Raw genomic sequence first — 24,661 nt, 5'->3', positions numbered from 1 at the left:
GATTCAGTTCCCGGTCACGAAAGCGGCGTCTCCAAGCCGCGCTTGCAGTTCGAACACCAAACCGTCCGAACGATAGTCGGTTGCGGCTTTCCCGCCGAAGTAGGATCGAAGCGATCGTTCGATCAGCGTAGAGCCGAAGCCCCTTCGTTGCGGTGGCGTCACAGGCGGTCCCCCTTGCTCCCGCCACTTCAGGGAGAAGGCCGCGTCGGTGCCATCGCCATCCACGGTCCAGGACAGCGTCACGATGCCGGTGTCGTTCGACAGCGCGCCATACTTGACGGCATTGGTCGCCAGTTCGTGAAGCGCCAGCGCAAAGGCGACGGAAATCTCGGGCTTGAGCATGACCGATGGGCCGTCGATCAGAATGCGTTCTCTGATCGTCCCATGTGGCATGAGCGTTCTCGTTGCCAGATTGCGGAGATCGGCGGAGCGCCATGCCGTTCCCGTCAGGACATCGGTCGCGGAGCCGAGCGCGACGAGACGCGCGCCCAGCGCTTGCGAGGCGCTTGCCATGTCATCGGCATTGCGAAGCGTTTGCTGAACGACGGACTGCACGACGGCCAGGACGTTTTTCAGACGATGCGCCAATTCACCGTTGAGCAGGTGCAGGTTTTCTTCGACACGCTTCAACTCTCGATAATCGCGCGTCACGCTGCCGTAGCCGATCTGCGTGCCGTCCGTATCTGTGATCGGGAAAACCGAGGATAGGACCGGAATCGGGTCGCCCGTGGTAACATGGCGAAAGCAAAGTTCGCCTGCCCAATGGCCCGCCCGGTCAACCGTCGGCAGCACGTCGTTGTAGACGGTCTCAAGTTGGTCGGGCTGGATGAAATCAGCGATGGCGACCGAACCGATGTCGGTGCCCTCAAGCCCGACAAGGCGCCGGGCTGCTTCGTTCATATAGAAGACGCGACCATCGGCCTGCATCATCCCGATAAAGTCGCTGCTGTTTTCCGCCATGCGTACGAAGCGTTCACGCTCTTCCTCGCTCGCTCGCAGGTCGGTGATGTCGCGGGATACCGACAGGATGCGATCCGGTTGTCCATCGATGCCGGCGATCGGGCTGACGGCGACGTGCCACCATTTGGGCGTGCCGGCCATCGTGGACGCCTTGCCGATGAAGGCCTTCGCCTCGCCTCGACGCGCCGCCTCAAGCGCTGCAACCGCCTGCTCGTTGCCGATGCCAGCCCAGAAATCCGGCCATGGGCAACCCGCGATCATGTTGAAATCGCTTACCTCCATCACCTGCTGCCCGCCCTCGCTCATGAAGGCCAGGCGACCGTCGAGGTCGAGCACCTTGATACAGTCGGTCGAACTGGCGAGGACGCTGCTGGTAAAAGCTTCCCGTTCGCGCAGGTTCTCGAACGCTACATCGCGCTCCCGGATCGCCCGCATCCGTTCGGTGCTGTCCGAGCAGACGTTCAACAGCCCGGCCGCTTCGCCATTCTCGCCGCGCACCGGCGAATAGGCATAGCTCCACCACGTTTCTTCCTCGAACCCGAAACGGGTCATGGTGAGGGGCTGGTCGCGCACGACGATCGACTCTCCGGCGAAGGTCCGGTCGATGAGCGGTCGGACCTGATCCCACAGCTCCGGCCACACGTTTACGGTGGGGGACCCAAGGGCGGCGGGATGGCGTGCGCCCAGGATCGGGGCATAGGCGTCGTTGTAGATGTGAATGCGATCTGCGCCCCAGATCAAGCACATGGCGTGACCGGAGTGAAGGACCATATCGACAGCGGTGCGAAGGCTCTGCGGCCACTGCGCCATCGGCCCGAGCGGTGTGGATGCCCAATCGAAAGTTCGAACCCGCTCTATCATTGCGGGACTATCGAAATCAGCCCCGCGTTCATCATCGCCGAAATACATATGTGCGTGGTCCCCAGCCGCTCGACAGCGTCACTGGGCGATCGCTGCCGATTGGTCCTCAAGCCTTAGATCAAAACAGGGCCGGATTGGAACCGCTTCAAGGGAGCCGCAACTGACTATGTCGGCAGCCTCCACCGAACCCGGCGCGGTTCTGACACTTCATTGGCGCTGGCCGCACCAATCTGTGCACGCGACGGGGCAGACCAACCATTCGACGGTGGAACAGGTAATCCCAGCTTTGCGGACAGGCAGGCATATCGATCGATACGGCGACCGATCTTGCAGGCCTTGCGATCACATGAGGGGGATGATCGACGTTCGGAAGCGAGATATATCGGAAATGCGCCAGATCATCGACTTATGCGTTATAGTCGATCGGTAGAAATGCGGTTTGTCCAAGCGAAACACCGACGCTTGCTCACGAATGTGGTAAGAGGCGATCGGAGAGACATTTTGGCAATCAATCACAGTCCGGCACCCGGTCATAGCCTGTCCGCACAAGCGGTCCTGATGGATGCCAGCGAACGGCTTGCCGATGCCGGATCGTTGGACGAAGTCGTCGAGGTTCTCCGACAAACCGCACGAGAGGCAATCGGGGCGGAGGGTATCGCCGTCGTCATCCGGGAGGGCGAACGCTGCTTCTATGCCGCGGAAGATGCGATCAGCCCGTTATGGGCTGGCAACCGCTTCGACCTTGGCGTGTGCGTGTCCGGCTGGGCGATCCAGCACCTCGAAACCGTGGCCATTCCCGATATCGCCCACGATGATCGCGTTCCGCTCGAAACCTATCAGGGCACATTCGTTCGCAGTTTGCTGATGGCGCCGATCGGAAAGCCCAGGGCCATCGCGGCACTTGGGGCTTATTGGTCGGAGGTTCGCGACCATGATCCCGAGACGATCCGGCGACTGGAAAGCCTGGCGCGTCTTGCCGCTATCGCGATCGACAAGGCGCGGCTGCTCCGGGCAGCGGAGGAAAGCAGCCGTCAGCGCGCGCTCATGATCGCCGCCGGCAGGATGGGCATGTGGTCGTTCGACGTCGCGACCGGCGAGCTGGAAACGTCGGCGACGTGCCGGACGAACTTCGGCCGCGATCCCGAACTACCCTTCAGCTATGCCGATCTGCACGCCGCCATCCATGACGAGGACAAGGCGCGGGTGCAGGGTGCCATCGAAACCAGTCTGCACACCGGCTGTGACTACGACATCGAATACCGGCTGCTGACGCCACAGGGTGAGACGCGCTGGATCGGCATCCGGGGGCAGCCAGCTTACGGGTCTGACGGGACGCCCGTGACGCTGGCCGGTCTGTCGATCGACATTACCGAACGCAAGCGGATGGAGGATGCCCTGCGCACCTCGGCCGCCACGCTGGAGCATCTGGTCGCCGAGCGGACCCGCGAATTGCTGACGACGCAGGAAGCGCTCCGCCAGTCACAGAAGCTCGAAGCGATGGGGCAACTCACCGGCGGGGTAGCGCACGACTTCAACAACCTGCTGACGCCGATTCTGGGCAGTCTCGATCTCCTGCAACGCCGCAAGGTAGGCGGCGAGCGCGAACAGCGGCTGATCGACGGTGCGTTACAATCGGCCGAGCGTGCGCGGACGCTGGTGCAGCGCCTGCTGGCCTTCGCTCGTCGTCAGCCGCTCAAACCCGAAGCCACCGACACCTCGGCGCTGCTCACTGGCATGAGCGAGCTGGTTGCGACCACGCTTGGTCCACGCGTTACACTGGAACTGAATATCGCCAACGATTTGCCGCTTGCGCTGGCAGATACGGACCAGGTGGAGATGGCGATCCTCAACCTGGCGGTGAATGCCAAGGATGCGATGCCCGATGGCGGCAGGCTGATCCTGTCGGCGCATTTGCAGAGCCCGGGAACTGACCATCCCTCCGTCGCGGAAGGCAGCTACGTCGTTATCGCCGTCACCGACACCGGAACTGGCATGAATGAGCAGACGCGCCTGCGCGCGATCGAACCGTTCTTCTCGACCAAGGGCATCGGCAAGGGGACCGGCCTCGGATTGTCGATGGCGCACGGCCTGGTGTCGCAGCTTGGCGGGGCGCTGACGATTCAGAGCGGTACGGGTGAAGGCACCACGGTCCGACTGTGGCTGCCGCTGAGCGGGGGCTTCGCGACTATCCCTGACAAGGCCGCTATCATGGAGCCGATGGTCGCGGGTATCGCCGTCTTGGTCGATGACGAGGATATCGTGCGAGCCAGCACCGCGGACATGCTCGCTGAAATCGGCTTCGAGGTCATCGAGGCGCGCTCCGGCGAAGAGGCGCTAGCGGCGCTTCGCCAAGCCCGGCACGTTGATATACTCGTGACCGATCATCTTATGCCTGAGATGACCGGCGTCGAACTGGCCCGCACCGTCCTTGCCGAGCGTCCCGGCCTGCCCGTGCTTGTCGTATCGGGCTATTCGGATGCGATCGGCATCGAGGCAGGATTTCCACGGCTCGAAAAACCGTTCCGGCACGCTGACCTGGCAACGAAGCTCGCAAAGCTCTTGTCTCGGACTACTGATCCGCAGAACGGTGTCCCTACCGCTGCCTTCGCCACATAGCGCCATAATATCTGGCGGACTGTATGTTCGCCGACTAACGCCGTGACCGACAAACGGAGCGTGACTGCCGGCTAGATTGAGCCTTCTCGATTGGGAAGGTCAGCGGGACAGCAAGGGCATGCTCAGTCTCCGATGTGCTGAGGTTTGAGCCGTTTTCCCGAAACCTGTTCCCGATTGCATTTTCCCGAAACGGTCGGTTGGGCACGGAGAAACGGGACTGCTGTCATTGGTGAGACCGCCGGTTTGGGGATATCTGGATGATTTACCTAGCGGCCGGAATCGGGTTCAAAACCCCTAGCAGCCGTTCGGCTGAGACGACCCAAAATCGCCCATTCAGTGCAAGCGTAGCGCTTACTCGCAAGCGGTCGCTTGTTCATGTTCAATGACCCTCTTCTGAACAGGCAGCTTTTCCCGGCCTCGCCGCCTGCCGGCGCAGGCCTATGAGCCGATCTTTAGCGCCCGAGGCCAATAAAGGCCGGGCCCGTGAAGCAACCGGGCTCGTTGAGCGTCTCACAACGACGAGGCGGAGACGGCATGAACACGATCGAGCGCGGCACTGGCCGCACGCTGCTTCTAATTCACGGCCTGGGCGGGAGTTGGCGATCGTGGAGCACCGTCTTGGGGCCACTCAGCGCCTCGCGGAAGGTCATCGCGGTCGACCTTCCCGGCCATGGGGCTACCCTTGCCGAATCCGACAGCGGGACATTCGATGGTCTGGTCGGCAGCGTCGAGCGTCACATCGCGGAGGCTGGCTTGTCCGGCGTCGATGTCGTCGGCAGTTCGATGGGCGCGCGCATCGTGCTGGAGCTCGCGCGGCGCGGACTCGTCGGCAACGTTGTCGCGCTGGATCCGGGCGGTTTCTGGCGAGGCTGGGAGCGCACCTTCTTCAGGACAACCATCGGCGCCTCCGGGCGCTTGCTGCGGGCCATCCGACCAGGCCTGCCGGCGTTGAGCCGGAATGCAGCGTCGCGCACGGCGCTGCTCGCTCAGCTCTCCGCGCGTCCTTGGGCGCTTGACGGGGAGACCGTCGCGACCGAGCTGGAAGGTCTCAGTACAACGCCGACGTTTGATGCGCTGGTGCGGAGCCTTGCCACGGGACCTGAGCAGTCCGGTCCCGCCGCTGCCGGCACCGGCCGGGTCGTCATCGGGTGGGGCAGGCACGACCGGCTTTGCCTCCCCAGGCAGGCTGCGCGCGCGCAGGCAGCCTTTCCCGGCGCCGAGCTCCACTGGTTTGATGGCAGCGGCCACTTTCCGATGTGGGACATGCCGGAGGAAACCGTCGCCGTCATTCTCGACGCGACGCGGTGATGCTCTACCTGCTGGGCGGCTTGATTGCGCGATGACGGTAGCATCGACCCACAAGTGGACGTTCAGGCCGCCCTGCCCGCTTCCCGATTTCTGCCATTCGTTCACATTGCAAAAGGCGCCTCTTCCATCCCCAAATCGAATGAGCGAACGTCTGGCATTGGGAGGTAAGCGGAAGGGCAGCTTACGGTCAGGACCATGCCAAAGCAGACACCCTTGAAGAGGCCTATAGAAAGCCCTCCTCGTTGAAGGTCCCATGAATAGCGGACACCGCGCCGTTTTGACCCACCCGCCAAAATACCCGTGCGGCGATGTTGCATACGAAGCTGCCCTCGTCACGCTTTGCCCCGTCCTCGCCACCTGCCTCAAACCATGTCGGCTTAAACCCCTCCGCGCCGAGCTCGTCCGTTAGGTTTCGGGCCGAACTGCCAATGGGAAAGCGTGTCTTAACGCGCTTATCGAATTGAGAAGAGGCGTCGCTCCAAGCGCTCGGCAAGTCCGTTGTAAGAGACGATGAAGGGCGTGCCGATTTCCAGCAAAGCGCGGCGATGAATTCAACAGCGATGCCGATCGCAAGGGCGGCCATGCTGCGGGTGGACGGTCCGCTCTTTAGAGGTCTCATACATCTCCCAAGGCGAGCAAAGCCATTCCACCAAGGATTGCAGCTAGCACTACGAAAATGGCGAGCGCCATCAGCGGGCCGAGAGTCGTGGGGGATGATTGATTTCGTTGCTCCATCTAACGAGCGTGAACGAACGGCAAGTTTAGGGCAACCCGCTCCTGTTCGCGACTCGCTCCCATTGGGCGGGAAGCGGAATGGCCGCTGTTGGGGGGGGGGGCAGCCCGTCCGCTTTTAAGCGTCGGTTGCGGAAAGCGGTCACCCAGAGCTACACGTTACGAGACGGGACCTTCCGGTGGCGAAGGCAAATTCTCCCATACGGAGCGGATGCCTTCCGAGCAGCGCGAATAAGGCTTCCTGCAATCAAGCTGTCGATCGATTTGGTCGCGCACTGCTTCAAGGGCATTGCAGGACACGCCCATCTCCGTTTCGAGAAAGATATGCGGTTCGGGGTTTAAGCCATGTGAGATTTTAAGGTACTCGCTTAGCTGCGCCCGAGAAACAGCAGTGCCGTTCCAATATATCGTTCCGCCATGTGTGAGCGCAACCACACTCACGATCGGCTCAATGCCACCAAAGTTATGGGGCTTTTGCCAATACGATCTCGGGGCCTTGCATGCACGAGTGTCATGTCGCGAGCATGCGACGATGAGCATGGTAGCCATTGCGGCCGGCAACAGCGACAGCAGGATTTTTAAGGTCCCCATCTACCAAGGCTGAATGAAATACCGGTTTTAGGTAAGTTGATGCTGCGCACGAACGTCGGCATTTGGGGCGATCACCGCAGATCGAACGCGATCGTCTCGGCTGTAGCGAACGGCGGACTGACCACGGCTTCATACCAATCGGTACGGAAGCCCGGCAGTGTGGATAGATGCGCGATCAGGTCTGGCCAGCCGGCCGCTCCCTCGTGAAACGACCATACATGCCCAGCGACCTCCACATCGCAGCAGATCAAATCCGTCGTAATTTCATCCTGTTTGAAAAAGACCACCGCACGGACGTCGGGCAGCGGTAACTGAGCAAGGACGGCTGGCGTGATCGTCATTACGATATGATGCCTTGCCGAACGAAAGGCGGAAATCGGCAAGCACCAAGCCTGCCTCGAACGACCGGGTTTGGGGGCGAAAGCCGCCGGCCGCCGCTTTGCCGCGACGACCCATTTCCAGACGTTCGCGTTGCCCTTGATGCCTTCCAACATCCGCCATTCGTTTACCATAGCAGATCGGGCGCGCTTAGTCCGCTTTTCAACGTTCCTGCTGGTGCTGTCAGCCTAATACGAACCGCTCTCCACACGATGCATTTCAGTCTTTGACGCCGACGTTCAGCTGATAAGCGCCTACCGCTCCCCAAGCGCGGCAGAGCGTCGTTCCCGGTAGGTTACTCGGTCGACGAGGTGACGTTCCAGGCTGAAGTGGTTGTGGACGTTGGCGTGGACGGAGGCGAACTTCTGTAGCGTCTTCATCTGTCTGAAGCGCAGCATTGCCCGGTCCCTTTGTCGGAATGGCAGGTGGCTGTTCTCGATCCGGTTGTTGGCCCAGCGGCCAATCTTTCGGGATCCCGGTAGGCCAATTCATCCATCGCTGCACCATAGCTGCGTAGACCGTCGGTCGTGATGGTGTTGGGCGAGCCGTGACGCTAGGAAGCCGGGCAGCGGCGAGCGTAACATCGGCCGACGACGGTGCTGGACGGCCATTGGTAAGCCGCCAATCGGCACGAAGCCGGTAGATGCCGGGCATCGGCTGGCCGGTGACGTCGATGTAGACGACTGCCTGGATTAGACCCTCTTCGTCGAATGCGAGTGAGCGGGGGAGATAAATTGTTCGGCCCGAGCCATTCTCTAACGTTGAGCGGCATCGGTGCGGCGAACGATGTCGTGACCGCAGCGGCCGTCACCAACTGTGCTGTCGTCATCAGGCTGCCCTTGCCGCAATCTTAGCAGTCGCAGATCATGCCGTTGCCACCGCCGGCGGCAATTGATTTGGGGTGAACCTTGCCGCCCCCATCACTTGAAAGAAGTGGCACGTGCTGGTCACCTCGCATACAATCATCGCCACCTAAACAATTCGTCGGCATTCATGAATCGAGGTGCGCGATGCCCCGCCGCTATGCCACGATTATCCATTCAACAGCAGGTGCATTTGGTTTGACGGAGCCTGTGGCGCCCTTGCCCACCGTCATGTGCCACGAATAAGATCATTAACGGTTACTGCCAGCGTCAACGCAGGACCGATTAGAGCAAATCATTTTGTATTTATAATTAGTCATAGGGGTTTTCTAAACCCGACAGGATCATCTCTGCATACGTTCGCCCAATCTCCTGCGCGCTCGCATCGCTCTCCCCGGGGCGGAACCAACGGTGCGTCCAACCGATGACGCCGAAGATACCGAAAGCGACGATCTGCGCCGGCCCGAGATTGCGCAGGCTACCGTCGGCATAGCCCTGCTCGATGATCGCGATCATGCTTTGCGTCGTCAGCCGGTTCACTTCGCGCATGTCCTTCGACCATTGCGATCGCGCATCACTGACGTGGCTCAGGTTTTCGCGGATATAGATGTAGAACAGAGGATAATGATCGCCGTAGGACGTCATCAACATGACGATCAGGTCGCGCAACTTGCGGCGCGGTGCTAGGTCGCTGGTTTCGATCTGCTTGGCCATCGCGCAATTGCGCTCGACCACGGTGCGGACGACCTCGTCGAACAACTCCTCCTTCGAAGAGATGTAATAATAGAGCGAGGCGCGGTCGACGCCCATTTCCTCCGCCACCGCAGCGATGCTGGCCTGCTTGAAACCCAAGCGATTGAAGACACGCACCGCGGCCTCGGCGATCTCCTTGCGCTTGGCTTGATAGGTCGCGCTGGAATCGGTGCGCGCGGCCGAGCGGCGGCGGCCGATGCCGCTTTGCTTGACCGGCTTGTCCTGATTTTTGTCGTCCATAGCGCCTCTTGCACCAGCCCGCTGGGCAGATCAAACGATCCCCCGCCAGCGTGTCAACATCGACGTTGACGTTTGCAGACATGGCGGTGCAAGCTGCCGCCGATGACCGATCCCGCATCGCTCGCGCCCGCCTTCGCCGCACTGCTCGCCGATCCGCGTGCCGCGCTCCGTCCGCCACGCGCCGACATGCCGATGGCGGCGTATCGCGCGCGCCTGGATAGTCCGATGATCGCCGCGACTGGCCCGGCCCTGCCCGAAGTTACATCCGCATGGACGCCATGCGGTGTGCCGATGCGGCTCTACCGGCCCACGCCGCCCCCTGCCGCCACGATCCTTTTCATGCACGGCGGCGGGTTCGTCGCTGGCTCGCTGGAGACGCACGATGCGCTGTGCCGGATGCTCGCGCTGGCTAGCGGCGCGCGGGTGGTGTCGGTCGGCTACCGTCTCGCTCCAGAGGCTACGCAGCCCGCCGCGCAGGAGGATTGCGCGGCGGCGCTCCGCTGGGTTGCGACAACACAAAGTTCGGCGCGCCTCCTTCTCTGCGGCGACAGCGCCGGCGGCTATCTGGCGGCCATGACGGCACTGCACGCCCCCCGCGACGGCATCGCCGTGGCGGGGCTGGGCCTGTTCTACCCCGCAATCTCTCCCGCCTGCGCAACGCCATCATGGCAGCGACTGGGCGAGGGCCACATGCTGACGCGCGACTGGATGCGATGGGCGTGGAGCACCTATCTGTGCGCTGCCCCCAACAAGGCAGGTGACGGTCTGCTCGCCGCCGACCTCGGCCACCTGCCACCGACGCATGTCATCACCGCCGCCTTTGACCCGTTGCGCGACGAAGGCGAAGCGTTCGTCGCGGCGATCGCGGCGCAGGGCGGCACGGCGACGCTCACCTGTTATCCGGGCATGATCCACGGCTTCGTCAGCCTGCCGAGACTCACCTCGCTGGCCGACCGCGCCATCACGGAAATGGCCACGACGCTTCTTAGTCAACAACAGTGTTGACTACATTCGACGACCCGGCCATATCTCGTTCCAGGAGAGCAGCCGGACGCCCCGTCGTCCGGCGCGCGAGGAAAGAAGAACTCGATGACCGAGTCGATACGAGAGGATGCCGCGGCTGGCGGCGCGCCAACCTGGCTCGCAGAGGCAATCGCGCAGGCGAACATCCCGACGCTCGCCTGCGTGCTGGTGCAGCTGACCGGCGATACCGGCTGGATTGAGGGGCGCTTCATCCCCGCACGCACCCGTGGGCTCGACGACAATGACGACGGCGGTTTGCCGACCGCAGTGCAGAATGAGATCCGCGCCGCGGCGCGTGACGCCTTCACCGACTGGTTCGCCGGCCGCGCGCCCGCGCTACCCGTTCCCGACGATGCGCTGCTAGTCCGGATGATGAGTGTGTCGCTCGGCGAGGCGATTCCCGCCGGCTATGCGGCGATGATCCGGCACGAGCTGCAACTGCCCGGCGAAGAGCCGGCGATTGAGGCCGCGAACGGCATCGCACCCCCACCCGGCTTTCGCGCGCTCATCATCGGCGCGGGAATCTCGGGCCTGTCGGCGGCGATCCAGTTCGCCGCGGCGGGCATCCCATTCACCATCGTCGAGCGGCGCGGCGATCTGGGCGGGGTATGGTTCGAAAACCGCTATCCCGGCGCCGCCTGCGACGTGCCGAGCCACCTCTATTCTTTTTCCTACGCCCCCTTCGCCTGGTCTCGCTATTTCGCCGGCAGCCGCGAAATCCACGCCTATCTGCACGACGTCGCCGATCGGTTCGACCTGCGCCGTCACATCCGCTTCGGGCTGGAAGTAACGGAAGCGCGCTGGGATGCAGAAGCAGCAGCGTGGCATGTCGACATCGCCGATGCCGATGGCCACGAAGAAACGCTGACCGCCAGCATGATCCTCAGCGGCGTCGGCGCGTTCAACAAGCCGCGCCTGCCCGACGTCCCCGGCCTCGACCGGTTTGAAGGGCCGAGCGTCCATACCGCGCGCTATCCCGACGCCGGCCTCGACCTCGCCGGCAAACATGTCGTGCTGGTCGGCAACGGCGCCAGCGCGATGCAGGTCGGCCCAGCGATCGTCGACACCGTCGCGTCGCTGACCATCGTCAACCGTACGCCGCAGTGGGTCGCCCCTTTCCCGAAGTTCGGCCAGCCGATCCCGGACGCGCTGCAACGGCTGATGCAGGCGATGCCGCTCTATCGCCTGTGGTATCGGCTGCGGCTGAGCTGGGCATTCAACGACAAGCAATATGAGGCGCTGCGTCAGGATCCCGACTGGGATGGGCAGGGGCGCTCGATCAACGCGATCAACGATTCGCATCGCCGCGGCCTCACCCGCTATATCGAAACCGAGCTCAGCAAGCGGCCCGACCTGATCCCCGCGATGATCCCGCCCTACCCGCCGTTCGGCAAGCGGATGTTGCTCGACAACGGCTGGTATCGCATGCTGGCGCGCCCGAACGTCACTTATGTGCAAGGTGCGGTCACGGCCGTGAAGCAGCATGGCGTCGTCACCAGCGACGGCGCGGAACATCCTGCCGATGCGATCATCTGGGCGACGGGGTTCGACGTCGTCAACCTGCTGGCGCCGATGCGCGTCGTCGGCGTCGGTGGGCGTACCATTCACGGGGACTGGGACGGCGATGACGCCCGCGCCTACCTCGGCACGGTTGTGCCGGGCTATCCCAACTTCTTCTGCCTCTACGGGCCGAATACGCAATACGGCCATGGCGGCAGCCTGATCTCGGTGCTCGAACGTCAGATGCACTATGTCATGTCGTTGCTGCGCCAGATGTTCGCAGGCGGCATCGCCACCGTCGATGTGCGACCGGAGGTGTACGAAGCCTATAACGCGCGCGTCGACGCGACGCATGCGGGACTGGTGTGGACCTATCCCGGTGTCGATGGCTACGTCCGCAATTCGAAGGGGCGGATCGTCGTCAACAATCCGTTCCGCATCCTCGACATGTGGCGGATGACAGAGACGGCAGACCTCACCGATTATCGCCTGACCTATGCCCATGATCGGGTGCCGGCATGAGCCTGCGCGTCGACCGCCACGATGCGGTGCTGGTGATGACGATCGATCGCCCGGCGCAGCGGAACGCCGTCAACCGTGCGGTATCGCTCGCGCTTGCCGAGGCCCTCGATACGTTGGATCGCGACCCCGCGCTGCGCGCCGGTATCGTGACGGGCGCCGGCGGAAATTTCTGTTCGGGGATGGACCTGAAGGCGTTCGTCGCCGGCGAGCGCCCCGAGCTGGAGGGGCGTGGTTTCGCCGGTGTCACCGAAGCGCCCCCCGCCAAGCCGCTGATCGCCGCGGTCGAGGGGTATGCGCTGGCCGGCGGATGCGAGCTGGCGCTGGCGTGCGACCTGATCGTCGCGGGCGAGGACGCGATGTTCGGCCTGCCCGAGGTCGCTCGCGGCCTCGTCGCCGGATCGGGCGGGCTGGTGCGACTGCGCGAGCGCATCCCGCCAGCGATCGCGCTGGAATATGCGCTGACGGCAAGGCGGATGGATGCCCCGACCGCGCATCGCTGGGGCTTGGTCAACCGGCTCGCGCCGACCGGCGGCGCGCTGGAGGCGGCGCTGGCGCTGGCGCAGGACATCGCCGCCAACGCCCCGCTGTCGGTGCTCGCGAGCAAGCGGATCATGGCAGAGTCGCCCGACTGGGCGCTCGACGAGCGGTGGCAGCGCCAGCGCGGGCTGGTCGAGGCGGTGCTCGCCTCCGCCGATGCGCAGGAAGGCGCGCGTGCCTTCGCCGAGAAACGTCCGCCGGTATGGCGCGGTGCATAGCAGGGAGTTGGCCGTGATGCAGGATATGGCCGTGATCGGCGGTGGCACGATGGGCGTCGGCATCGCCTATGTCGCGGCGCTGGCCGGCGGCACCGTCCAGGTCGTCGAACCCGATGCCGCGCGCGCCGAGACGATGACGCGGACGATCGCCACAACGCTGGACGGCGCGGTGACGCGCGGCAAGCTCGACGCCGATGCCGCGCAAGCGGTCGCAAGGCGCGTCATCCGCGTCGCGACGGTCGAGGCGCTGGACGCCGGCCTGCCGTTGGTCGTCGAATCCGTCCCCGAACGCCTCGACCTCAAGCGCGACGTGCTCGCGCGCGCCGCCGCCCGCACGCCACACCTGCTCGCGACTAACACCAGCGCGATGTCGATCGATACGCTGGTCCAGAGCGTGCGCGATCCCGCGACGTTCCTCGGCCTCCATTTCTTCAACCCCGTCTGGTCGATCAAGCTGCTCGAGATCGTCCGCGGCACCGCCACCAGCGACGCCGCGCTGGCGCAGGCGCGGGCGTTCGGCACTGCGATCGGCAAGGAGACGATCACCGTCCGCGACGTGCCCGGCTTCGCGACCAGCCGCCTCGATTTCGCCGCCGCGCTCGAGGCGATGCGGATGCTGGAGGATGGCGTCGCCAGCGCCGAGGATATCGATCGCGCCGCCGTGTTGGCGTACCGCCACCCGGTCGGGCCGCTGCGGCTCAGCGACATCGTCGGCCTCGACGTCCGGCTTGAGGTCGCGCGCACGTTGGCGGCCGCGCATGGCCCCCGCTTCGCCCCCCCTGCCCTGCTCGCGGCGATGGTCGCCGAGGGTCGCCTCGGCGCCAAGACTGGCCGCGGTTTCTTCGACTGGCCCGCCTGACCACCCTTTTAACGAAAGCGCCCGCATGTCTGCACAGCCCATGTTCTTCTCGCCTCTGGTCGATACCGCCGATCACCATCGCGAATTGCGCGAGAGCGTCGGCCGCTTGGTCAGCAAATTCGGGCGCAAATATTACCAGGACTGCGTGAAGCGCGGCGAGGAGCCCGAGGCTCTATGGGCCGAACTCGGCGCGGCGGGGTTTTTGGGCGTCCACATCCCCGAGGAATTCGGCGGCAGCGGCGGCGGGGTCGCCGACTATAATGTCGTAGTCGAGGAGTGCGCAGCCCAGGGCTGCCCGATGCTGCAACTGGTCATCAACTCGATCACCGCGCCGATCATCACCACCCATGGCACGCCCGAAATGAAGGCCGAATGGCTGCCCGGCATCGCGGCGGGCACCAGGAAAATCTGCTTTGCGATCACCGAGCCCGACGCGGGATCGAACACCCACAAGGTCAAGACCCAGGTCGTGTCGGACGGCGACGGCTTCCTGCTCAACGGTGCCAAATACTGGACGTCGGGGATCGACGTGTCGGACGCGGTGATGGTCGTCGCGCGCGATCCCGAGATGGAAACGGGCGACGGCCGCTCCGCCTTGTCGCTGTTCCTGCTGCCGACCGACATCGCAGGGCTGAGCTACCAGCCGATCGAGGCCGCGGTAATGACACCGGAGAAGCAATTCACGACCTTCTACGACAACATCGCGCTCGATGCCGGCGCACTGATCGGTCGGCGTGGGGCGGGCTTGAAGCAGGTGTTCGTCGGGCTGAACCCCGAACGCATATCGGCTGCGGCGATCAACAACGGCATATCGCGGTTCGCGCTCAACCAGGCGGCGCAATATGCCCGCGATCGATCGGTGTGGGGCGTGCCGATCGGGCAGCATCAGGGCGTCTCGCACCCGCTCGCCGAAGCCTATGTCCACGTCCAGGCCGCACGCCTGCTCAACGCCCGCGCCGCGCAGCTGTTCGACCTGCAGGAGGACGCGGCAGAGGCATCGAACATGGCCAAATTCGCCGCCGCCGACGCCTCGCTGAAGGCGCTGGACCAGGCGATCCAGGTGCATGGCGGAAACGGCCTCAGCTACGAATACGGCCTCGCCGACCTGTGGTTCATTGCCCGCCTGCACAAGACCGCGCCGGTCAGTCGCGAGATGATCCTGAACCATGTCGCCCAACACAGCCTCGGGCTGCCCAAGAGCTATTGAGGGGCCGAGCGATGCAGCCGACCCTGCTCGCGCTGATGCGCCGGTTCGCCGCCGCGACGCCGGAAGCGCCGTGCCTCGCCTGCGAGGATGAGCGGCTGACCTTCGCCGACCTCGACCGGCGCAGCACGCAACTGGCGAACGTGCTGCTCGCACACGGCGTCACGGAGGGGGATCGGGTCGCACTGCTGTCGCATACGGGCACGGTCTTCTACGAACTGGCCTATGCCTGCGCGAAGATCGGCGCGATCATGATGCCGCTCAACTGGCGGCTGGCGGCGGGCGAGATTGCCACGATCCTGGCCGATGGCGAACCGACGCTGTTGCTGGTGCAGGATAGGTTGGCCGACAAGGTCGCGGGCGGGATCGTCAACAAGATCGACCTCGTAACGCTCGCCACACTGCGCGACGCTGCGTCGCCCATGCTGCCCGACATCGCCGTCGATTTACATGCGCCGACGCTGCTACTCTACACGTCGGGCACGACGGGCCTGCCCAAGGGCGTGCTCATCAGCCAGGCGAACCTGTCCTATGTCGCGCAGATGGCGCGCGAGGCGTGGGATTTCACGTCGGACAGCGTCAACCTCGTGGCGATGCCGCTCTTCCATATCGGCGGCATCGGCTATGGCATGATGGCGCTGAGCCAGGGCGGTCATACGGTGCTGCTCGACCGGCTCGATCCTGCGAGCATCGCCGCGACGATCGACCAGCATCACGTCACCCACGCCTTCTTCGTGCCGACGGTGGTGCAGCGGCTGGTCGATCATGTCGAGGCGGGCGGCGTGGCGCCCAAGGGGCTGCGCCGCATCCTATACGGCGCCGCACCGATCGGCGAGCCGCTGCTGCGCCGTGCGCTGGCGCTGTTCGGCTGCGAGTTCAGCCATGCCTATGGCGCGACCGAAACCGCGGGCACCGTCATTACCTTGCCCCCCGCCGAGCACGATCCCGACGGCCCGACGCCAGACCGGCTGCGTTCGTGCGGCAAGCCCCTGCCCTGGGTCGAGCTTGCGCTGGTCGATCCCGCAACCGAACGCCCGGTCGGCGTCGGCGAGGTCGGCGAAATCCGCATTCGGTCGGGAATGGTCATGCTGGGCTATTGGCGCAAGCCCGACGACACCGCCGCGGCCGTGACGCCCGATGGCTGGCTCAGGACCGGTGACGCCGCCTATCGCGATCCAGACGGCTTCGTCTTCATCCACGATCGCTACAAGGACATGATCGTGTCGGGTGGCGAGAACGTCTATCCGACCGAGATCGAGAACGTGCTCGGCGCGCATCCCGATGTCGGCCAGGTCGCCGTGATCGGCGTGCCGCACCCCAAATGGGGCGAGACGCCGCGCGCCTATGTCGTGCCCCGCGTCGGTGCCGACCCGCAGGAGGCAGAGATGATCGCCTATACCCGCACGCGCCTCGCGCATTACAAATGCCCGACCTCGATCCGCTTCGTCGGCGCACTGCCGCAGACCGCCTCGGGCAAGATCCTGAAGAACGACCTGCGAGCGCTCGATAGTAACCGCGAGGGTGCGGCATGACGCCGTCGCCACAGGCGCGCGCGCTGCGCGGGTTCGCGATCGATTTCCTGACCGCGCACGATCCCTCCGCCGTCGCCTGGGTGATGGATCCCGCCTATCGCCTGTCGATCGGCGGCCATCTCTTCGACGGGCGCGACGACCGCTATCTGCCCGCGACCGTGGCGCAGCTCGACCAGTTCCCCGGCCTCACCGTCACTGTCCACGACACGATCCTTGGGACCGAGGGCGTGGCGATGCGCTTCACCGAACACGGCGCCTCCCTGCGCGATGACGGCCGCATGGCGGCGTGGCGCGGGATCACGCTGTTCCGCCTGGCGGGCGATCGCCTGTCTCACGGTTGGGCGGAGGAGGATTATTTCGCGCGCAAACGCCAGTTGAAGAGCGGTATCGCCGATCCGGTTGAACCGCCCGCGCTCGCGCCCTGGGACCGCCCCGTCCTGCCGCCCGACACCGATACCGACGCAATCGTGCGCGACTGGCTGCCGCGATGGCATACCGATCCGGCGACCGAAGCGGTATTGGTCGACGGTCCGTCCTTTGACGATCTGGTCGCGGTCGAGACGGCGACGCTCTCGCACCTCTTCACCGCAGGGCCGCGCGCGGCATGCCACATCGTCTGCGACGGCCGCTACACCGGCGGCTTTACCGACATCGATGCAGCGCTGGTGGGCGAGCCCGTTGTCCTGCGGCTGGCAGCGATGATCGATACCGCCGAGGGCCGGGTGACGCGGGCGCAGGTGTCGGGCGACCGTCTGGGCCTGCACCGCGACCTGATCAACCGACACCGCGGATGAAAGGGCTGACATGGCCAAGGTCATCATCACCTGCGCCGTCACCGGCGGCGCGCACACACCCAGCATGTCGGACGCGCTGCCGGTGACGCCGGACGAGATCGCCACCCAGGCGATCGACGCGGCGGAGGCCGGCGCCGCGATCCTCCATCTCCACGCCCGGGTGCCCGAGACGGGGCAGCCGACCGGCGATCCCGATGTCTATGCGCGCTTCCTGCCGGTCATCCGCCAGCGCACCGACGCGGTCGTCAACCTAACGACCGGCGGCTCGGCGACGATGCCGCTCGCCGACCGGCTGGCCGCCGCGACCCGCTTCGCGCCCGAGATGTGCTCGCTCAACATGGGAAGCATCAACTTCGCCTTCCATGGCGCGGGCCGGCGGATCGCGACGTGGAAACATGCGTGGGAGAAGGACTATGTCCTCAATTCCGACGACTATATCTTCCGCAATACCTTCCGCGACATAGAAGGCATCATCACGACGATGCGCGAACGCGGCACGAAGTTCGAACATGAATGCTACGACGTTGGCCACCTCTACAACCTCGCGCATTTCGTCGATGCGGGGATCGTCAAACCGCCGTTCTTCATCCAGATGATCTTCGGCATCCTCGGCGGCATCGGTCCCGACCTCGAGAACCTGATGTTCATGAAGGCGACGGCCGATCGCCTGTTCGGCCGCGACGCCTATCAATGGTCGGTGCTGGCGGCGGGGCGGCACCAGATGCCGTTCCTGACGCAGGCGGCGCTGATGGGCGGCCACGTCCGCGTCGGGCTGGAGGACAGCCTTTTCATCGAACGCGGTGTCGCCGCCACGTCGAACGCGCAACAGGTCGCCAAGATCGTCCGCATCCTTGCCGAGATGGGACACGAACCCGCCACCCCGACCGAGGTGCGAGCGACGCTCGGCCTCAAGGGTGGCGACCGGGTGGAGTTCTGATATCATGCCCCGTACGATCCTCGACCTGTCGGTCTTTCTCGAAAACGACGTCCTGTCCGATCCCCCCGGCTACGGCCCGTCGATCGACTATATCGACCATGCCGCATCGGTGCCGGGCCTTCTCGGCTTCTTCCCCGGGCTGGCCGCCGCCGACCTGCCTGATGGCGAGGCGTGGGCGATCGAGCGGGTGAACCTGACCACGCACAATGGCACGCACCTCGACGCGCCATACCATTACGCCTCGACCATGGATGGCGGCCGCCGCGCGATCACCATCGACGAAGTGCCGCTCGACTGGTGCTTCCAGCCCGGCGTGAAGCTCGACTTCCGCCATTTTCCCGATGGTTATGTCGTCACCGCCGCCGATGTCGAGGCGGAACTCGCGCGGATTGACCATACGCTGTCCGCGCTCGAGATCGTCGTCGTCAACACGCGCGCCGGCGCACGGTTCGGGCACGACAATTATATCGCCTCCGGCTGCGGCATGGGACGCGACGCCACCTTGTACCTGACCGCGCGCGGGGTGCGTGTCACCGGCACCGACGGCTGGAGCTGGGACGCCCCCTTCGTCCACACCGCCGCCGCTTATGCCGCGAGCGGTGATGCCGCGCTGATCTGGGAAGGGCACAAGGCCGGTCGCACGATCGGCTATTGCCACATCGAGAAATTGCACAACCTCGAACGGCTGCCCGCGACCGGGTTCACGATCGCCTGCTTCCCCGTCAAGGTCCGCGCGGCCTCGGCCGGATGGACGCGGGCCGTCGCTATCCTCGACTAGCCGCCGGCATCGCAGGAACATTATCAACACTATCGTGGACAATCATACGACCCCCGCGTCCCACGATGGGGACGTCGCTTCGTATATTGTCACGATACCGGAGAATATCGCTATAGAATCAGTCAACAACAATGTTGACAATACATCGCCCCCAAGCGTAGCTTTCCATCGTCGGAAATGGAGTCGATCGCTTCATTCCGGCCAGCGGTGCTGGCGGATCATCCAAAGCTGGAGATCGCGCCGGACAGACGCGCCGCGCTGGAGGAGGATGACATGAGGGTTCGTTCATATCGATCGGTCCGTTTCGCTGCGTTGGCAGCGGTAGCCATGCCGGCACTGATGGCAGGCACCGCAGCGGCGCAGACCAAGATGGCAGCCGCCGCAACACCCGTCCCTGCACCCGACGCGACTTCGGAGCCGGCCTTTCCAGCCGCTGCCGCCCAGTCCGCCGCGCCCCGTCCGCTGGATCAGGCCACCACGCCGGCGCCGCTCGACGCCGGCGGCGACATCGTCGTCACCGCCCGCCTCCGCAAGGAAGGGCTGCTCGACGTGCCCGTCGCCGTCTCGGTGCTGTCCGCGGCCGACATCGGCAAATACAATGCGACCGACCTCACCAAGATCGGCGAACTGACGCCCACGGTGATCGTCAGCAACTATCGCACGATCGGCGGCGGTTCGATCGCGATCCGCGGCATCAGCTCGCCGCCGACGCAGGTCGGCTACGAACAACCCGTATCCGTGGCGATCGACGGTATCCAGTCGTCGTCAGGCCGCGTCGCGACATTGGGCTTTTTCGACATTCAGCAGGTCGAGGTGCTGAAAGGTCCGCAGGCGCTGTTCTTCGGCAAGAACAGCCCGGCCGGCGTGATCTCAATCACCACCGCCGGCCCCACCGACCGGTTCGAGGTCGGCGGCCGCGTCGGCTACGAATTCGTCGCGGACGAGGTGTCGGGCGAAGGCCATGTGTCCGGCCCGATCACCGACACGCTGGGTGGCCGCGTCGCGATCAAGTATCGCGATGCCAAGGGCTGGTTGTACAACAACGCGCAGGTCGCGCCGAACCCGTTCTTCCCCGCGGCGCTGCCCGCCTCGACCGGCACGCTGCCCGGCGCGCCCGACCGCCGTGTCGGCGATGACGAGACGATGGGCCGGGTGACGCTGGAATACAAACCGGTCAGCAATTTCTCGGCGACCGCCAAGCTGTTCGCGCTGCTCGCGCACGACCAGGGCGGCGGATCCTTCTCGCAGAATATCGGCCCGTGCAGCGACGGGCGGCCACGCTCGTTCGGGGTCGTCGATCCGTTCGGCGATTGCCGTGCCGACAACCAGACCAGCTTCAGCAATATCGTGCCCGCGATCGCTAACCGCATCCCGCAACTGCACGGCGACAACCGCTCGCGCGGCGTCAACGTCGCCTACACCGCGTCGCTGGTGATGAAATACGACTCCGACGCCTTCACGCTGTCGTCGCTGACCGGGCGCATCTTCAACCGCTATCGCAGCGTCTCAGGGTTGACCCACACCGTCGACAACGCGCTGACCACCTATGAAAATACAAGCTACGAGAGCTTCAGCCAGGAATTCCGCCTGCTGACCAAGCTCGACGGGCCGGTCAACTTCCTCTTCGGCGCCTTCTACGGCAGCACGCGCGACGCCTTGTTCAATAATACCAATTTCCGCGCCGACCTCAGCTACAATGCCGCAGCCGACCAGGTCACGACCTACATCAAGGACGCCTATCTCACCGGTAAGACCTATTCCGCCTTTGCGCAGGCAACCTGGCTGATCCTGCCGCGGCTCGAGCTCGCCGCCGGCGGGCGCTACACGTCGGAAAAAAAGCTGACCCGCAACCAGAACCTCTATGGCGTCAACACCGCGCTCGGCCGGTTCAACACGGCGAATACCGTGTTTCCGGGGTCGACCGACCCCACACCCGGCATCCTCGCGGGTCGGTTCAAGGACGACAATGTGTCGCCCGAGGCGACCTTGTCCTATCACCCCGTCGCCAATTCGACGCTCTACGTCGCATACAAGACCGGTTTCAAATCGGGTGGGTTCGGTATCACAAGTCCGATCCAGACCAGCACGACACTTGCCGATATCGACTTCGGTTCCGAAACGGTGAAGGGGGTCGAGGCGGGCGCGAAAGGCGAGCTGTTCAACCGCCGGCTGCGGCTCACCGCCTCGGCGTTCGACTACAACTTCCGTAACCTCCAGGTCACCCAATACGACGCCAGCACGATCCGCTTCCAGATCAGCAATGCCGGGCAGGTGCGCCAGCGCGGCGCCGAGCTGGAGGCGTCGTTCGACGCCACGCGCATGCTGCGGCTGCACGGCGCGATGGCCTATGTCCATAACCGGTTCCGCGACTATACCGGCCAGTGCTACGGCTACACGATTCCTGCTGCGGTTGCGCTGACCGCCGCCGCGCCGCCGGGATGCTCGTTCGTCACCAATGCCGCCGGCAATCGCCAGCTCACCGCAGCGGGCACGCCGGTCCTGCAACAGGTGCTCGACGGTCGCGCGCCGGCCCGCTCGCCCGACGTCACCGGCAACGCCGGCTTCGAGCTGAACGTGCCGACGAACCGCGACCTCGAATTCGGCCTCACCGGCGACACCTTCTACAGTTCGAGCTATTACGCCAGCGACGCCTTCGCGCCCGCGTCGCGCCAAGACGCGTTCTGGCGGTTCAACGCCAGCGCCCGCATCGGCGCCGACGACGGCCGGTGGCAACTGTCGCTGATCGGGCGCAACCTCACCAACAAATATTATCTGCTGTTCGCGGGCGATCGCACCGGCGGCACCAGCGTTCCGCTGACGCAGGGCGAACAGCGCGGCGTCGTGGCGCGTGGGCGCGAGGTCTTGCTACAGGCCAGCTTCCGCTACTGATCGGGGCGGCAACGGGAGAAACGCTTTGGCACCCATCTACATCGTCGCCGGCGTGCGCACCGCGATCGGCACGTTCGGCGGCAGCCTCAAGGATCACGCGCCCGCCGATCTCGGCGCCGCGGTGATCGGCGAGGCGGTTCACCGCGCCGGGCTGACACCCGACGATGTTGGCCATGTGGTGATGGGCCAGGTGATCCAGACGATGCCGAAGGACGCCTATCTCGCCCGCGTCGCCGCGCTGAAGGCCGGCGTCCCGGTGCGGGTGCCCGCGCTGACGCTCAACCGCCTGTGCGGATCGGGGCTGGAGGCGATCGTCGCGGCGGCCAAGATGATCGCACTCGACGAGGTCGACATCGCCGCCGCCGGTGGCGCCGAGGTGATGAGCCGCGCCCCCCATCACGTCACGGCGGCACGCTTTGGGCAGAAGATGGGACCGGTCGTGATGGCCGACGCGCTGATCGAGGTGCTGAGCGATCCGCTCGACGGCTATCACATGGGCATCACCGCAGAGAATGTCGCGCGCGACTATCACATCACCCGCGCCGATCAGGACGCCGCCGCCGTCGAGAGCCATCGCCGGGCTGCGCAGGCGCAGGCGGAGGGACGCTTCAATACGCAGATCCTGCCGATCGAGGTCAAACATGGTCGCGGCACCCGGCCCTTCGCGTTCGACGAGCATGTCCGCCCCGACGCGGACCTCTCCGCGATGGCTGCCCTTCGCCCCGCTTTCCAGAAGGAGGGCACCGTCACCGCAGGCAACGCGTCGGGCATCAACGACGGCGCCGCCGCCGTGATCCTCGCCTCGGCCGCTGCGGTGGCGGCGCGTGGCCTTACACCGATGGCGCGCATCCTCGGCTGGGGCCATGCCGGCGTCGCGCCCAGCCACATGGGCCTGGGGCCGATCGAGGCGGTGCCCATCGCCCTTGAGCGGGCCGGCCTCTCGCTCGACCAGATCGACGTCATCGAATCAAACGAAGCTTTTGCGGCACAGGCGTGCGCGGTTGCACGGTCGCTCGGCTTCGACCCGGCGAGGGTCAACCCCAACGGATCGGGCATTTCTCTCGGCCATCCCGTCGGCGCGACCGGCGCAGTCTTGACGGTCAAGGCGCTTTACGAACTTCAAAGGATGGACGGCCATTATGCCTTAGTCACTATGTGTATCGGAGGAGGGCAGGGCGTCGCAATGGTGATCGAACGTGAGGTCAATTAAACGAAGTGACGCGGTGTTACAGCCTTATGACACTGACCGTTCATAACTCACGCGCACGATAGGGCTTTGCTGCCGAGTGAAATTTTGAGGCTTAGGCCATCGCTTTAAAAAGGCACACCGTCCACGATGATTTGTGGGTGACCGCATTCTATTCTATTAATCAAGAAGCCGTCAGGCCATTGGATAAGTCGCCCGGAAGCGAACAGGCGCCTTTTATCTATTCTAGTCGTCAGCCACCTACCTGCCAGATCAACGAAATTGCGCTTTTTCAGGGCCGACACCTGAAAGCAGCCATGCCGCTTAGTACCAACGGCCGGCGTCCGGGTGCCCCGCTCGACCGCGTGACCAAACGGGCGTTTAGATCGGCCGAAATCCTAAAGCGGCCATTCCGCTTTCCACCAAGGACTGGCACCCCCAAAGTCTGCCGGCAACGATCGGACGCAAGGATGCGAGCTTCTAAACGTCTTGCAGGCTTTCGAACGTCCCATTTCCTCGACGTGGACATCATCTGTCCTAGCGGCGGACTTTCGTTGCTGCGGCGAGTAGAGCTAGGTTGCCCCCAAAATCAGGGAACGCGACTTCACGGCGAGCTTCGTTGGATGATGGAAGTCGCCAACATCATCATGACCATCACTGAAGCCCCCTGCGACCCGGCACTGCGCCCCAAATGTAGCCGGAGCCTTCGACGGTGAACGAGGCCGACGAACTCGGGCTGCCCGCGCGAGCCTTCGACAAGCAGGACGATGGAGCCGACCTCGGCTTCTACGCGCCGCCGCGTCTCGTCACGCACATCGATGCCGGTGCCGTCGCCGCCCTCACCCGTCACTACGCCTCGCTGCTCGAACCGGGAGACCGCGTCCTTGACCTGATGTCGAGCTGGGTCAGCCCCCTGCCGGAAGGTCTCGATCTCGAAGTCGTGGGCCACGGTATGAACGCGGATGAGCTCGCAGCCAATCCCCGTCTCGGCCGCTGGTTCGTCCAGGACCTGAACCGCGATCCCATTCTCTCCGAACCGGTCGACGCGTTTGACGCCGTTCTGATCTGCGTGGGCGTACAGTACCTGCAACGACCGCTGTCGGTATTTCGCGAGGTGCGGCGCGTCCTCCGATCCGGCGGCCGCGTGGTCGCCAGCTACTCGAACCGCTGCTTCCCCACCAAGGCGGTCGCCGTCTGGCGCTCATTGGACATGCGAGGTCAGGCCGCTCTGATCACCCTGTACCTTGAGAAGGCGGGCTTCGCCGCCGTCGAAGCGCTGGTGCTCGCGGACGGAACAAGCGGCGATCCGTTGATCGTCGTGGAGGCCCGCGCCTGACCAATCATGGCAACCCGGACCGAAGACGACGTGAGACCGTTCAA

19 protein-coding genes are annotated in these 24,661 nt (G+C 64.6%); 14 read left to right on the top strand and 5 right to left on the bottom strand.

The window, feature by feature from the left end; translation table 11 throughout:
• Nucleotides 1-3: 3 nt before the first annotated feature.
• Complete coding sequence (locus tag RF701_RS02320; RefSeq protein ID WP_308813962.1) at nucleotides 4-1,869, bottom strand: PAS domain-containing protein; 1,866 nt, start codon at nucleotides 1,867-1,869, stop codon at nucleotides 4-6.
• A 510-nt stretch (nucleotides 1,870-2,379) separates the two neighbouring features.
• On the opposite strand from RF701_RS02320, the gene RF701_RS02315 reads away from it, so the two are divergent.
• Nucleotides 2,380-4,437 carry an ATP-binding protein gene (locus RF701_RS02315; RefSeq protein ID WP_308813961.1) on the top strand — a complete coding sequence of 686 codons (2,058 nt, stop codon included), beginning with the start codon at nucleotides 2,380-2,382 and terminating at the stop codon, nucleotides 4,435-4,437.
• Between the two features lie 534 nt (nucleotides 4,438-4,971).
• Nucleotides 4,972-5,745: an alpha/beta fold hydrolase gene (locus RF701_RS02310; protein WP_294271947.1), complete on the top strand. Its 774-nt coding sequence runs from the start codon at nucleotides 4,972-4,974 to the stop codon at nucleotides 5,743-5,745.
• Between the two features lie 223 nt (nucleotides 5,746-5,968).
• Here the strand turns inward: RF701_RS02310 and RF701_RS02305 are convergent, their stop codons facing one another.
• From RF701_RS02305 to RF701_RS02290, 4 genes are all read right to left on the bottom strand, one after another.
• Nucleotides 5,969-6,328, bottom strand: coding sequence for a hypothetical protein (locus RF701_RS02305; RefSeq protein WP_308813960.1), 360 nt, complete (start codon nucleotides 6,326-6,328; stop codon nucleotides 5,969-5,971).
• A gap of 811 nt (nucleotides 6,329-7,139) precedes the next feature.
• Nucleotides 7,140-7,562 (bottom strand): hypothetical protein, encoded by a 423-nt coding sequence (locus tag RF701_RS02300; protein ID WP_308813959.1) that lies wholly within the window; start codon nucleotides 7,560-7,562, stop codon nucleotides 7,140-7,142.
• 138 nt (nucleotides 7,563-7,700) lie between these two features.
• Nucleotides 7,701-7,871, bottom strand: coding sequence for a hypothetical protein (locus RF701_RS02295; protein WP_231902870.1), 171 nt, complete (start codon nucleotides 7,869-7,871; stop codon nucleotides 7,701-7,703).
• Between the two features lie 750 nt (nucleotides 7,872-8,621).
• Nucleotides 8,622-9,302: a TetR/AcrR family transcriptional regulator gene (locus RF701_RS02290; protein WP_203310407.1), complete on the bottom strand. Its 681-nt coding sequence runs from the start codon at nucleotides 9,300-9,302 to the stop codon at nucleotides 8,622-8,624.
• Nucleotides 9,303-9,404: 102 nt separating this feature from the next.
• On the opposite strand from RF701_RS02290, the gene RF701_RS02285 reads away from it, so the two are divergent.
• From RF701_RS02285 to RF701_RS02230, 12 genes are all read left to right on the top strand, one after another.
• Nucleotides 9,405-10,307, top strand: coding sequence for an alpha/beta hydrolase (locus tag RF701_RS02285; RefSeq protein WP_062126649.1), 903 nt, complete (start codon nucleotides 9,405-9,407; stop codon nucleotides 10,305-10,307).
• A gap of 84 nt (nucleotides 10,308-10,391) precedes the next feature.
• Nucleotides 10,392-12,347: an NAD(P)/FAD-dependent oxidoreductase gene (locus tag RF701_RS02280; protein WP_308813958.1), complete on the top strand. Its 1,956-nt coding sequence runs from the start codon at nucleotides 10,392-10,394 to the stop codon at nucleotides 12,345-12,347.
• A complete protein-coding gene (locus RF701_RS02275; protein ID WP_062126654.1) occupies nucleotides 12,344-13,102 on the top strand; it encodes a crotonase/enoyl-CoA hydratase family protein in 759 nt (252 codons plus the stop codon). The genes RF701_RS02280 and RF701_RS02275 overlap by 4 nt, the downstream gene beginning before the upstream one ends.
• 16 nt (nucleotides 13,103-13,118) lie before the next feature.
• The gene (locus tag RF701_RS02270; RefSeq protein ID WP_062126657.1) at nucleotides 13,119-13,961 is read left to right on the top strand and encodes a 3-hydroxyacyl-CoA dehydrogenase family protein; all 843 of its coding nucleotides are present in this window, start codon (nucleotides 13,119-13,121) and stop codon (nucleotides 13,959-13,961) included.
• A 25-nt stretch (nucleotides 13,962-13,986) separates the two neighbouring features.
• The gene (locus tag RF701_RS02265) at nucleotides 13,987-15,168 is read left to right on the top strand and encodes an acyl-CoA dehydrogenase family protein (protein WP_308813957.1); all 1,182 of its coding nucleotides are present in this window, start codon (nucleotides 13,987-13,989) and stop codon (nucleotides 15,166-15,168) included.
• Between the two features lie 11 nt (nucleotides 15,169-15,179).
• Nucleotides 15,180-16,697: a class I adenylate-forming enzyme family protein gene (locus RF701_RS02260; protein ID WP_062126664.1), complete on the top strand. Its 1,518-nt coding sequence runs from the start codon at nucleotides 15,180-15,182 to the stop codon at nucleotides 16,695-16,697.
• Nucleotides 16,694-17,491, top strand: coding sequence for a nuclear transport factor 2 family protein (locus tag RF701_RS02255; protein WP_308813956.1), 798 nt, complete (start codon nucleotides 16,694-16,696; stop codon nucleotides 17,489-17,491). The genes RF701_RS02260 and RF701_RS02255 overlap by 4 nt, the downstream gene beginning before the upstream one ends.
• Before the next feature lie 10 nt (nucleotides 17,492-17,501).
• Complete coding sequence (locus tag RF701_RS02250) at nucleotides 17,502-18,428, top strand: 3-keto-5-aminohexanoate cleavage protein (RefSeq protein ID WP_308813955.1); 927 nt, start codon at nucleotides 17,502-17,504, stop codon at nucleotides 18,426-18,428.
• A 4-nt stretch (nucleotides 18,429-18,432) separates the two neighbouring features.
• The gene (locus RF701_RS02245; RefSeq protein ID WP_308813954.1) at nucleotides 18,433-19,206 is read left to right on the top strand and encodes a cyclase family protein; all 774 of its coding nucleotides are present in this window, start codon (nucleotides 18,433-18,435) and stop codon (nucleotides 19,204-19,206) included.
• Nucleotides 19,207-19,479: 273 nt separating this feature from the next.
• Entirely contained in the window at nucleotides 19,480-22,095 is a 2,616-nt protein-coding gene (locus RF701_RS02240) for a TonB-dependent receptor domain-containing protein (protein ID WP_308813953.1), read from the top strand.
• Between the two features lie 25 nt (nucleotides 22,096-22,120).
• Nucleotides 22,121-23,305, top strand: coding sequence for a beta-ketothiolase BktB (gene bktB, locus RF701_RS02235; protein WP_308813952.1), 1,185 nt, complete (start codon nucleotides 22,121-22,123; stop codon nucleotides 23,303-23,305).
• Nucleotides 23,306-23,993: 688 nt separating this feature from the next.
• Entirely contained in the window at nucleotides 23,994-24,617 is a 624-nt protein-coding gene (locus tag RF701_RS02230) for a methyltransferase domain-containing protein (RefSeq protein ID WP_308813951.1), read from the top strand.
• Nucleotides 24,618-24,661 lie beyond the last annotated feature (44 nt).

This window comes from Sphingomonas sp. GV3, assembly GCF_031082075.1.
GTDB lineage: Bacteria > Pseudomonadota > Alphaproteobacteria > Sphingomonadales > Sphingomonadaceae > Sphingomonas > Sphingomonas beigongshangi.
Note: the sequence above shows the minus strand (reverse complement) of the source record. Positions and strands in the feature narration are given on the sequence as shown.

Excerpts from the sequence above, each read along its gene's own strand:
- RF701_RS02320 (WP_308813962.1), bottom strand. The coding sequence starts at position 1,869 with ATGTATTTCGGCGATGATGAACGCGGGGCTGATTTCGATAGTCCCGCA.
- RF701_RS02290 (WP_203310407.1), bottom strand. The coding sequence starts at position 9,302 with ATGGACGACAAAAATCAGGACAAGCCGGTCAAGCAAAGCGGCATCGGC.
- RF701_RS02280 (WP_308813958.1), top strand. The coding sequence starts at position 10,392 with ATGACCGAGTCGATACGAGAGGATGCCGCGGCTGGCGGCGCGCCAACC.
- RF701_RS02315 (WP_308813961.1), top strand. The coding sequence starts at position 2,380 with ATGGATGCCAGCGAACGGCTTGCCGATGCCGGATCGTTGGACGAAGTC.
- RF701_RS02265 (WP_308813957.1), top strand. The coding sequence starts at position 13,987 with ATGTCTGCACAGCCCATGTTCTTCTCGCCTCTGGTCGATACCGCCGAT.
- RF701_RS02245 (WP_308813954.1), top strand. The coding sequence starts at position 18,433 with ATGCCCCGTACGATCCTCGACCTGTCGGTCTTTCTCGAAAACGACGTC.
- RF701_RS02300 (WP_308813959.1), bottom strand. The coding sequence starts at position 7,562 with ATGTTGGAAGGCATCAAGGGCAACGCGAACGTCTGGAAATGGGTCGTC.
- RF701_RS02285 (WP_062126649.1), top strand. The coding sequence starts at position 9,405 with ATGACCGATCCCGCATCGCTCGCGCCCGCCTTCGCCGCACTGCTCGCC.
- RF701_RS02275 (WP_062126654.1), top strand. The coding sequence starts at position 12,344 with ATGAGCCTGCGCGTCGACCGCCACGATGCGGTGCTGGTGATGACGATC.
- RF701_RS02250 (WP_308813955.1), top strand. The coding sequence starts at position 17,502 with ATGGCCAAGGTCATCATCACCTGCGCCGTCACCGGCGGCGCGCACACA.
- RF701_RS02270 (WP_062126657.1), top strand. The coding sequence starts at position 13,119 with ATGCAGGATATGGCCGTGATCGGCGGTGGCACGATGGGCGTCGGCATC.
- RF701_RS02310 (WP_294271947.1), top strand. The coding sequence starts at position 4,972 with ATGAACACGATCGAGCGCGGCACTGGCCGCACGCTGCTTCTAATTCAC.
- RF701_RS02305 (WP_308813960.1), bottom strand. The coding sequence starts at position 6,328 with ATGGCCGCCCTTGCGATCGGCATCGCTGTTGAATTCATCGCCGCGCTT.
- RF701_RS02240 (WP_308813953.1), top strand. The coding sequence starts at position 19,480 with ATGAGGGTTCGTTCATATCGATCGGTCCGTTTCGCTGCGTTGGCAGCG.
- RF701_RS02260 (WP_062126664.1), top strand. The coding sequence starts at position 15,180 with ATGCAGCCGACCCTGCTCGCGCTGATGCGCCGGTTCGCCGCCGCGACG.
- RF701_RS02255 (WP_308813956.1), top strand. The coding sequence starts at position 16,694 with ATGACGCCGTCGCCACAGGCGCGCGCGCTGCGCGGGTTCGCGATCGAT.